The sequence below is a fragment of the Mycoplasmopsis sturni DSM 22021 genome, assembly GCF_000701485.1.
GTDB classification, from domain to species: Bacteria; Bacillota_I; Bacilli_A; order Mycoplasmatales; family Metamycoplasmataceae; genus Mycoplasmopsis; species Mycoplasmopsis sturni.
Window position 1 is genome coordinate 263136 of record NZ_KL370785.1, and the last position, 11227, is coordinate 274362.

General features: G+C 30.8%; 7 protein-coding genes and 2 tRNA genes. 3 read left to right on the plus strand and 6 right to left on the minus strand.

All coding sequences use genetic code 4. The features are described from left to right. Positions 1-243: 243 nt before the first annotated feature. The 3 genes from Q349_RS02585 (at position 244) to Q349_RS02595 (ending at position 838) form a co-directional block, all read left to right on the plus strand. Positions 244-329, plus strand: a tRNA-Leu gene (locus tag Q349_RS02585). A gap of 6 nt (positions 330-335) precedes the next feature. Continuing rightward, positions 336-411 (plus strand) — tRNA-Lys (locus tag Q349_RS02590). Between the two features lie 76 nt (positions 412-487). Continuing rightward, positions 488-838: a hypothetical protein gene (locus Q349_RS02595; protein WP_036464794.1), complete on the plus strand. Its 351-nt coding sequence runs from the start codon at positions 488-490 to the stop codon at positions 836-838. A 102-nt stretch (positions 839-940) separates the two neighbouring features. On the opposite strand, the gene Q349_RS02600 is transcribed toward Q349_RS02595, so the two are convergent. The 6 genes from Q349_RS02600 to glyA form a co-directional block, all read right to left on the minus strand. Continuing rightward, positions 941-3319: a phosphoketolase family protein gene (locus Q349_RS02600; protein ID WP_036464798.1), complete on the minus strand. Its 2379-nt coding sequence runs from the start codon at positions 3317-3319 to the stop codon at positions 941-943. A gap of 255 nt (positions 3320-3574) precedes the next feature. Beyond that, positions 3575-4546, minus strand: coding sequence for an ABC transporter permease (locus Q349_RS02605; RefSeq protein ID WP_036464801.1), 972 nt, complete (start codon positions 4544-4546; stop codon positions 3575-3577). After that, the gene (locus Q349_RS02610) at positions 4546-6165 is read right to left on the minus strand and encodes an ABC transporter permease (protein ID WP_051616779.1); all 1620 of its coding nucleotides are present in this window, start codon (positions 6163-6165) and stop codon (positions 4546-4548) included. Before Q349_RS02610 ends, Q349_RS02605 begins: the two co-directional genes overlap by 1 nt. Continuing rightward, complete coding sequence (locus Q349_RS02615; protein WP_036464803.1) at positions 6158-8416, minus strand: ATP-binding cassette domain-containing protein; 2259 nt, start codon at positions 8414-8416, stop codon at positions 6158-6160. Before Q349_RS02615 ends, Q349_RS02610 begins: the two co-directional genes overlap by 8 nt. Before the next feature lie 18 nt (positions 8417-8434). Further along, a complete protein-coding gene (locus tag Q349_RS02620) occupies positions 8435-9781 on the minus strand; it encodes a BMP family lipoprotein (RefSeq protein ID WP_036464805.1) in 1347 nt (448 codons plus the stop codon). Between the two features lie 182 nt (positions 9782-9963). Beyond that, entirely contained in the window at positions 9964-11220 is a 1257-nt protein-coding gene (glyA, locus tag Q349_RS02625; protein WP_036464808.1) for a serine hydroxymethyltransferase, read from the minus strand. Positions 11221-11227 lie beyond the last annotated feature (7 nt).

Sequence of the window (11227 nt, forward strand, 5' to 3'; positions counted from 1 at the left end):
TTTTATCTTAAAACATTCCATATAAATATGTAAATTTTATTTATAAAGTATCATTTAATTGTGGTATATATTTCACAATTTAAAATAAAAATAAATTCTTTTAAAAATGAATTTTTTTATTTATTTATTTTTATTTATGCTATAATAATTTTGCACCCGATAAAGATGCTAAAAAAATAAAAAAATTTTTAAAGCATTATTTAAAAAATGTGCTATAATATTGTTAATCACTTTAAGTGATATGCCCAGGTGGCGGAATGGTAGACGCAAGGGACTTAAAATCCCTCGGTCGTAAGACCGTGCTGGTTCAAGTCCAGTCTTGGGCACCATGAAATGCGTCCTTAGCTCAGCAGGTAGAGCAAATGGCTTTTAACCATTGGGTCAGAGGTTCGAATCCTCTAGGACGTACCATTTCAAGAAATTGACCAAACACTCGTAATGAGTGTTTTTTTTATAATTTTAAATACTTTTTTGATAAAATAAACATATGAAAGATTTACTAGGAATCAAAAGAAAAACCAAAAAAATTATTGATAACCTCCAAGAAATTGGCGTAAAAGATACTAAAGAAGAGATTAAAAACGACAACAAATTAAGTGATGAAACCAGAAACATTATATATACCGAAAATATCGTTTATCCTTCGGAAATGAGCTTTGATGATCGCCAAAAATATGCAACAGACATTGTTAATAACGTGTCTGATAAAATGAATGAAATAAAGCTTAAAACTTTAAAAAAACAACGTGGAATGTACGGCTTAGCAATTTTATCAGTTATAATTATTTTAAGTGTTGTAATTACTTTGATTTCACTCCTAGTTATAAATAAAATTTAATTAAGTGAAAATTATTTTTATAGTAAGAAACACAAAAAAGACACAAGTTATGTGTCTTTTTTTCTTGTCGATATTTTTTGGTGGTTTTAACTTATTTAGAAATTATTTTTTTACACCTGTTCATTTTCATTCACGAACTTCTGGCATATCAATTCCATGTTCTTTAATGAATTTATTGTGTTTTTCAATTCTTGCTTTCATTCTGTTAACAAAGTTAACTGATTGTGACTTAAGAGCTGCTTTAGCAGCGGTCATTGACATGTGGAAACGATCCATTTCTGACATTAAACGAATGTCAAATGAAGTAGTGATATCTCCATTTTCACGATATCCGTGTGTGTAAAGGTTTTTATTAGTTCTTAAGAAGAAGATATCTCTAAGAAGAGCTTCATATCCATGGAATGCAAACACAATTGGCTTATCTTTTGTAAATACTGAATCAAACTCTGAATCACTAAGACCTCTTGGATCTACACTTGGATGTCTTAATCTAAGAAGATCAAGTACATAAACAAATCTAATTTTAAGTGAAGGGAAAGCTTCATGTAGGTAAGAAATTGTTGCAAGCGCTTCAAGGTTTGGTTCTGTACCTGATGCAGCAATAACAATATCTGGTTCTTCATTACGTTTAGCAGTTGAAGCTCAATCAATCACTTTGTATCCATTTTTCATCATTTGTTCTACTTCTGAAACAGAATATCATTGTTCACGAGGTTGTTTTGAGGCAACAATTAAGTTAATTACATCTCTTTCTCTAAATGATTGGTCAAGAACAGCTAAAAGTGAATTAGTATCAGCAGGTAAGTATTCACGAATTAATTCAGGTTTTTTATCTGCTAAATGACCTAAGATACCTGGATCTTGGTGGGTGTATCCATTATGATCTTGTTGGAATGCTGTTGAAGTAGCAATAACATTAAGCGAAGGATAATCATTTCTTCAGTGAACTTTTTTAGCTTTAGCCACTCATTTCATGTGTTGTGTAAGCATTGAATCCACAACTCTTAAGAATGATTCATAACTAGCAAAGAATCCATGACGTCCCGTAAGTACATATCCTTCTAAAAATCCTTCAGCTTGGTGTTCTGAAAGTTGTGAGTCAATAATTCTTCCAGCTGGTGAAAGTGCTTCATCAAGTTCTAGGTTAATTGTTTCCATTCATTGGCGATTAGATACTTTAAGAACTTCAAAAAGACGGTTTGATTTTGTTTCATCTGGTCCAAACACACGGAAGTTATCTGGGTTTTGCTTAATAATTTCCGCTACAAATTTACTTGCTTCAGCCATATCTTGTGCTTTAACTGAACCTGGTTCTACATCAAAAGTAAATTTTCTTCAGTCAGGCATTACAAGTGGTTTTGGATTGATTCCTCCATTTGTAATTGGATTCATAGCCATTCTTCGATTTCCTTTTGGAGCAATTTCGGCAATGTCAGCATTGAATTTTCCGTTTTGGTCGAATAATTCATGTGGACGATATGATGAGAGTCAATGTTTTAAATCATCAAGATGTTTAGGGTTTTCTGCGGTAACAGGAAGAGGAACTTGGTGAGCTCTAAAACTTCCTTCGTATGTAAGTCCACCAAATGAGTGTGGTCCAGTTCATCCTTTTGGTGTTCTAACAACTAATGCAGGTCATAATGGACGAATAGCTGTTTCTGCAGAACCACGACGAGCATTACTTTGAATTTTAAGAATTTTTTCAATAGCTCTATCGAATTTTTTGGCCATTTTTGCATGTACAGTTTCTTCTTCTCCAACATTAGCTTCAACAAAAATTGCTTCTCAACCAAATCCTCTAAGTAAATCAGCAATTTCTTCATCAGTTTTTCTTGCTAAAATGGTTGGGTTTGAAATTTTACCACCATTAATATGTAAGATAGGAAGCACAGCACCATCATTTACAGGGTTAATAAAACTTGATGCGTATCATCCAGCCATTAATGGTCCTGTTTCAGCTTCTCCATCACCAATTACTGTCGCAGCAATAACAGAAGGGTTATCTAAAATTGCACCAACAGCGTGCGAAATTGAGTATCCTAGCTCTCCTCCTTCATGGATTGATCCTGGAGTTTCAGGAGCCGCATGAGATGCAGTTCCTCCTGGGAAACTGAAACGCTTAAACATTTGTTTCATCCCTGCTAGATCTTGTGTAATTTCAGGGAATAATTCTGAATATGATCCATCTAAGTATGAGTTTGAAATCATAACTTGACCACCATGTCCTGGCCCTTCAATATAGAACATATCAAGATCATATTTGTTAATCACACGATTTAAATGTGCATAAATTAAATTTTGCCCAGGAATAGTTCCTCAGTGTCCAATTGGATAAAGTTTAACATCTTCTGGTTTAAGCTCATCTAAAAGAAGAGGGTTATCTTTTAGATACATTTGACCAACACTTAAATAGTTAGCAGCTCTTCATCAAGCATGTATTTTTTCTAAGTATGATCTTTTATCATAGGTTTTTTTCAACATATTATCCTTTCACTTACTAAAAAATTATTGAAATTATTTCGAACATATTTACTTTTTTGCATCTAAATTTAAATAAATATATTGTAACAATATTATACCAAAATTCGATTACTTTCTCGATTGTGGAAATTATTACCACATTGCAAGAATTTTATTTTTTCTTTGCATAAAATATGGTTTTTTTACCATTTCAATTGAGGAAATAAATCAAAAAGAATAAAAATACAATGAGCAAATTCTCATTGTATTTTAAAATTAACGTTTTGATTTGTCATATGGTATTCCCGCCGCGGCTGGTCCATATGAGTTCTTGCTTTGAAAAATAATCACAATCAAAGTAAGTAAATAAGGAATAACTAATAATAAATCTGAATATTTTTCAATTGATGGACCAAATAAAGAAATACCGTAACTAGAAAATGAAATCATTAACGAGAATAAGAATGATACAATAATTGAAATACTAATTTTTCAACGTGAAGTAATCATAATTGCTAAGGCAATAAATCCAAGCCCGGCCACATCATTGGTTGCACTAAATTCTACAATATTACTTTGAGCAAAGAATGAACCACCAATTCCAGCCACAATTCCAGCTAGAACAACTCCCTGTCATTTTTTAGCATTAACATTAATTCCGGCCACATCAGCAGCTTGTGGATTTTCACCAATAGCTCTAAATCTTAGTCCTCAGCGAGTTTTTCTTAAAGCAAATCACGAAATTCCAGCAACAATTAAAGTTACTATAATTTTAATTGAGAGTAAATTAGATCACTCAGAACGGTTAGTTGAAAGTGCTAATTCACCTCTAAAAGGTAGCGTTAATGTTGTGGAAGCTTTTTGCACCGCTAATAAAACAATCACTAAAAGACCAGTAATTCCAACAACTAAGATATTAATAGCAAATCCTGATACAGTTTGGTCACTTTTTAGTTTAATAGTTGCAAAACCAAATAAAAGAGAAAATAAACCGGTAGCAAGTGCACTAATAATGATAATTGGTATTTGAAGTCAAGAGCTAATTTCTTTTTCGGCAGATTCTGGATAACTAGATAAAATAATATGACCAATAATAATAGATAATGTGGCATAAATTAATGCCCCAAAAATTAAGAAACCATTAATTGCAATATTAACAATTCCAGCGCGTTCAGAAAAAATTCCCGAAATTGTTCCTAAAAGCAACACACAAAAATAAAGAACTGCAACATTAAATATAAGTGCCATTAGTTTGCTTTCCTTTCGGGTTCATAAGAATGAATTCATTGGATAAACTTGCTAGTAATATTTTTTTGCAATGAATTTTGATATTTAGTTTCTTTAAAGTTAGTATATTCTGTTTTTAATTCAGACTTTGCAACTTGGTATCGGTTTTTTTCTTCGTTATATTTTCCGATTCCAAGTGATTCTTGCGAAGCATTAAATTCTTGACGTTTTTTTGATATTTCTGAATACATTTCAAGAATTTGTTCATTATTATAATCTTTAGAATTATTAATTAATAAAGCAATCTCATTTTCAAAATTAATTCGAGCTTTTCGATTTAATGTTTTTAATTTAATTTCATTAAAATGAGTTTTTGTCACTTTTATCTTTTTACTAAAAATAAGCTTGAATTTATCTTTATAGTAAGCAAAGAATTTTATTCAATACTCTCTTGTAAAAATTAAATATGAATATTTAAAAGTCGTTCGCAATGGTCTAAATTTATAGAAAAGAATGGCTAAGGCGGCCATAAAGACAATTAAACCGGTAATTAAACCGAAAAATTCTGGTTTAAGACTTTCTGAACCTGGTCTAAATTGAAAACCAATTGCACCGTTTTTAATTATCGCAAAAACAATTGAGGTTAGCCCTACTCCAATAGCAGAATTAAGACCAATAAGAGAAATGGCAATGGAATCAAATCCAATCGTAGCAACATTTTTAATTCCATCAATTTTACTAATATAAAGAACATAATAGTAAAAACCTGCAATTCCAGCAAGAGCACCTGAAAATCCCATTACTCCAACTGTTAGTAATTTTTGATTAATACCAACATAGCTTGCATTGCTTTTGTTAATTCCGATCATTCTAAGAGAGTAACCGAGTTTTGTTTTTTTGTAAACAAAGGTCATAAAAATAATTAAGACAACAAATAAAGTAAGTCCAAAAATAATAAAAGTTGTTAAAGTTGTTTCTTCTATAAAAAGTCCAGCAGTTCCTTCAATTTCATTAAAGTAATTATATTTTTCTGCACCTTCCATAAAAACATTATTTTGACCTCTAAATAATCATGCACTAAGAAAAACAACAATTCAGTTAACAAAAATAGTTGAAATAACTTCGTGAACATTAAAAAATGCTTTGAGAAAACCTGAGAAAGCACCAGCTAACATCCCGATAATTATTGAAACAAAAAACATCGAGAAAAGAAAGCTATCAGATACTCCATCTTCAAATGGACTTCGATTAATGATTAAAATCGAAAAGAACAAAATTGCTGGAAGCAACATTTGCGAAGGAATACCGATATTAAATAATCCTGATTTAAAGGAAACAGAAACAGCAATTCCTGAAAAACCTAAAATAATAATCAAAAGATAAAATTTAGGGAGTAATGTTGGGTTAAAAGCATTATCAAATAATGCTGTAACAAAAGTAAAAAGTCCCGTTTCTTCAGGGTGTTCACCAGTTCTTCCGATAATAACGTAAATAATCGAAGTAATAAAGAAACCAAAAAAGACCGCTCAAAGTGAGGCATAAACTTTTTTTCGACCAACTTGACGATCTTCAAAAGTAATAAAGGAAGTTGCTTTTGATAAACCTTGTTTGATAATGTCTATCTTATTGTTTTTATTCACTAACACCTCCTTTATGTTGTTTATTTGCCATATAAACTCCAATATCTGTTCGTGTGAGTTTATCTGCGTTTTGAATTGTTACTAATTGTCCTTCGTTTATAACAGCAATTCGATCAGCTAAAGCAAAAACTTCATCTAGCTCATACGAAATAAGCAAAATAGCTTTTCCGGCTTGTTTTTCTTTAATGATTCGTTCGTGAATATTCTTAATCGCACCAACATCTAACCCACGTGTTGGTTGGACAATTAAAATAAAATCATGTGGAGTTTCCATTTCACGCCCAACGATGAACTTTTGCTGGTTACCCCCTGATAAAGAACGTGACTTAGAAATACCATTTCTTGCACCACGAACATCATATTTATCAATAATTGATAAGGTTTCTTGTTTAATTACTTTATCTTTAAAAATCCCAAAGAATGTATATTTTTTATCTCATAAACGTCTTAAGACTGTATTTTCTTTAATTGAATAATCAAGTGCTAAACCATGTTTATGACGATCCGAAGGAATATACGATAGCCCTAATTGAGATGCTTGAAAAACATTTAAATCATTTAATTCAACATAATCATTATTTTTATTAGTTCTTTGAATAATAATAAGTGATGTACTTACAATAAATAACATTATTCAAAAAATTAATAAAAGAAGGAAACTAAAAATAGTTGTAAGAATTCCTAAAATCTTAATTGCTTGCCTTCCGATAATAATTGCCGAAAAGAAAAGCACAAAAAACGAAAGAACTGACACACTATAAATTAAGACATCATTAATTATTTTTTTATTTTTTAATTGAACATGCATCTTAACTTTTTTGTGATAAATAGCAAAATTTAAGAGAATAAATATAAATGATAAAATTCCTAAACCTAGCGAAATTCCGCCAAAAATGGTGTAGTAATTATCAAATAACTTGGTAGATATTCCGATTAAAAAGATTATAAAGATAAGACTCAAAAGAATAAGAGTATTATGATTCATAATTTTTTGGAATGTTAGTTCCTTTTTGTTGAATAATTTTTCATAATGTATTTTGCCATCTAAATAAAGGCTTTTGATTCGACTACCAAAAACTTGCTTAATAAAAAGAGTTCCTAAAACAAAACCAAAGATAACTAAGATAATTCCATAAACTATTTGAACACTATTATTAAGTAAATTAGTAGAATTGATTGCAAAAAGAGGAATTGAAGAAATTAAAAATAAGATAGAAAGAACTAAAAAAGATATTTTTTTGATTTTGTTTATCTTGTCTAATTCGGCAAATTTTTGTTTAACAAATTGAGTTTTTTTAAGAAGAACTTTTCCAGAGGCAATTTCTTTCATACCAGAAATAGCATACTCTAAATCGGTTTGACCATTACCTTCTACACCTGCAATAGCAACTATTTCACCTGAGCGAATATCTAAATTAAAGTTTTTGATTGATTTTTCTCCAATAGTTGAAACGTTGCTTATTTTTAAAATAACATCATTATTTGAGCTATCACTATATTGGTTCTTGATAACTTCAACATCACCACCTACCATAAGTGAAGCAATTTCTGGGATTGAAAGAGAGGCAACATTAAAATTACCTTTAACTTCACCATGTCTAATAACAGTGGCATTATCGGCAACTTCCTTAACTTCAAGAAGTTTATGAGAGATAAAGATGATGGTTTTGCCTTCTTTTTTAAATAGTTTAAAGGTATTTAACAAACCTTGGATTTCTTCATCAGTAAGAACTGCTGTTGGTTCATCAAAAATAAGAATATCAGAATCACGATAAAGCATTTTCATGATTTCGACTTTTTGTTGAGTTGCAACAGTCTCTTTTCCGGTTAAATTATTTAAGTCAAAATATAAATTAAATGTTTCTTGAATAGCTTTAATTTTTTTAATAGCTTTTTGTTTATCGATTGTACGAGTATTTTTATTATATGGTTCATCCCCTAAAATGATGTTTTCTAAATTGGTATAAACATCAACTAACTTAAAGTGTTGGTGCACCATTCCGATACCCAATTTATTAGCATCGTTTGGGCCATTAATAATAACTTCTTTTCCATTAACTTTAATATGACCCTTATCAGGTTGATAAAGACCAAATAAAATTGACATTAAGGTACTTTTACCAGCACCATTTTCACCAATTAAAGCGTGAATAGAACCTTTTACGACTTCAAAACTAATATTTTGGTTAGCTTTTATTTCTCCAAAATGTTTTGAAACATTAACAAATTCAATAGCGTTAATTTTTTTCATAATTTAAAAATCTTAAAACTATTTGTTAACTTCTTTTCTAAGCTCTTCTACTAATTTATCTTGTTCTAAATCTGCACCTGATTGAGTTGCTTTGTTACTAATGAGAAGATCTCTATCTTCTTTTGTTAAAGTATTGAATTTTTGAATTGCTTCTTCAATAAATTTTTTCATTTCTGCGTTATCTTTTTCGTCTTTAAGATGTGGTTCAGATATATCTACTCATTTTTGTTGATATCCTAATTTATATTTTCCATTATCCGATTGAACACCTTTAAGGTTTTTAGGTTCTACAGCAAAAACATGTCTAAGGATTGTTTCATAAACTGATTGACCAATTCCTTTGGTAATGCTTGTAATGAATCTTTCGGTATTTGCAGGGTTAGCTAAACCTTGGTCTACGTCAACACCAATTATCTTGGTATCATTTTCGTTACGTGTTTTAAGAAGATCTGCTAATTTATCTGTTGCTGGTCCAGCCACAGGTAATACAACATTTGGTTTTTCTGAATTAAGCATATTTTCAATTGCTGAACTCATTGTTGAATCTGGAGCAAAACCTGTATTTAAAGGAACTGAATTTTTATTTGTAGAAACTTTTTTATCTGCGTGTTCTTTGTTATATGCAGCCATTCCTCTATAAAATCCAGTCATAAAGTCTGTAACAGCATTAAATGGAGCTCCACCAATTAATCCTACTTTTCTCTTTTCAGCTGTTTCGGTTGGGAATTTGTATGCTAAATATAATGAAGTTGCATACCCAGCTATTCAAGCAGCTTCTTGAACATAGTATTGTAATGAGTAAAATCTTGTAAATCCATGTAAATACTTATCTTCGGGTTTAGGAAAGTCTACCGAGATAATTGTTACACCTGAATCCTCAAGTGTTTTTCCATTGCTTCTTAAAAAAGTTTTAATTGGTGTTTCGTGACCAAAACCTGAGAGAACTCAAACTTTTTTCCCTTGAGCTAAGGCATTTTTATAAGCTTGATCATATTTTGCTTGTTCAATAGCATCAATATAGGTTGTTTCACCTGATTGATCATAAATTTGAAGTAATGCTTCTCATGTTGATTGATTAAATGAACGGTCCTTTATTCTTCCTGAGTCAGCAATAACAACCATTGATTTATTTTTAGCATCTGTAATTTTAGAAGCATCAAATTGATCATCGGTATGAATCAGTGATACTCTTTCGTTTTTATTGATATAAAATCCAGGTTTTTTAACTTTAGCACCTGAACTATCATTTGAATTTGTTTCAGAAGAAGTAGTTTTACTATTAGAACAAGATGCCGAAATTGCAACTGATGTTGCTAGTGTAGCAAAAGTTGAACTAAATAGTAAGAGATTTTTAAGTTTTTTCATGATTTCCCTTTTCTTGTTTAAAGCAACTACTAACTGTTAAAATGCTATTCTTGTAATTGCTAATTTAATTATATTATTTTAGGTACTTTTTAAAAGACTTTAACATTCAAAATCGGTGTTTTTCATACTTTTTCCACATATAAAAAGAAAAAATAGACCACAATAAATGGTCTATTACGAACTTAAATATAACTTTTTAAAATTGGGTAATTAAGCAACATTGCTTTAACTTCATTTTGGATTTCAACAAGCTTATCAGAATTATTTTCCAATTGAGAAAAATTTCTTAAAACATAATCTATAATGTTGGCAAGTTTTTCTCATTGATCAAATTTTCTACTTGTCATTGCTGCTGTTCCTAAACGGATTCCACTTGCTACTGTAGGTGAGAGACTATCAAAAGGAATTGAGTTTTTGTTGATTGTAATATTGACTTTTTCTAAAATGCTTTCTGCTTGTTTTCCAGAAATATTATATGTTTGTTTAACGTCAATCATAAACAAATGATTGTCTGTTCCGCCAGAAATAATTTTGGCACCTTTATCTTTAAATGCTTGGCTAAAAATTCTTGCATTTTCAACAATTTGTTTAGCATATTCTTTAAATTGTGGCTGCATTGCTTCATAAAAAGCAACAGCTTTTCCGGCAATAGCATGAAATAAAGGTCCACCTTGATAACCCGGGAAAACTCAACGATCTACCTTTTTAGCAATCTCTGGATCATTGGTCATAATTACACCCCCACGTCCACCACGAAGGGTTTTATGGGTTGTTGAGGTAATAATATCGGCATAACCAACAGGAGAAGGGTGCACACCACCAGCAATTAAACCGGCAATATGTGCAATATCAGCCATTAACTTAGCCCCACACTTATCTGCAATTTCCCTAAAACGTTTAAAATCAATAATTCTCGGATATGCTGAATATCCACAAATAATTAAATCCGGTTTTTCTTCAAGTGCTTTTGCTTCAATGGCATCATAATCTAAAAATCCATCTGCCCCAACATCATAAGTAACTGAATCATAAAAGATTCCACTAAAAGAAATTTTATAACCATGAGTAAGGTGCCCGCCTGAAGAAAGACTTAAACCCATTATTTTTCCTTTTTCCGGAACTACACTAGCAATTGCTGCAGCGTTAGCTACTGAACCAGAATATGGTTGGACATTGGCATAATCGACATTAAAAATTAATTTTAAGCGGTCAATTGCTGCTTGTTCTACAATATCAACATTTTCACAACTTCCATAATAACGACGCCCCGGATACCCTTCACCATATTTATTTGTTAAAACACTTCCTTGTGCAACCAAAACATCTTCTGAAACATAGTTTTCAGAAGCAATTAATTCTACATGTTCTTGTTGTCTCACTAATTCATTATTAATGGCATCTTGAACTATTTGATCATTTAGTTTAATTTTTTGGTACATAATCACC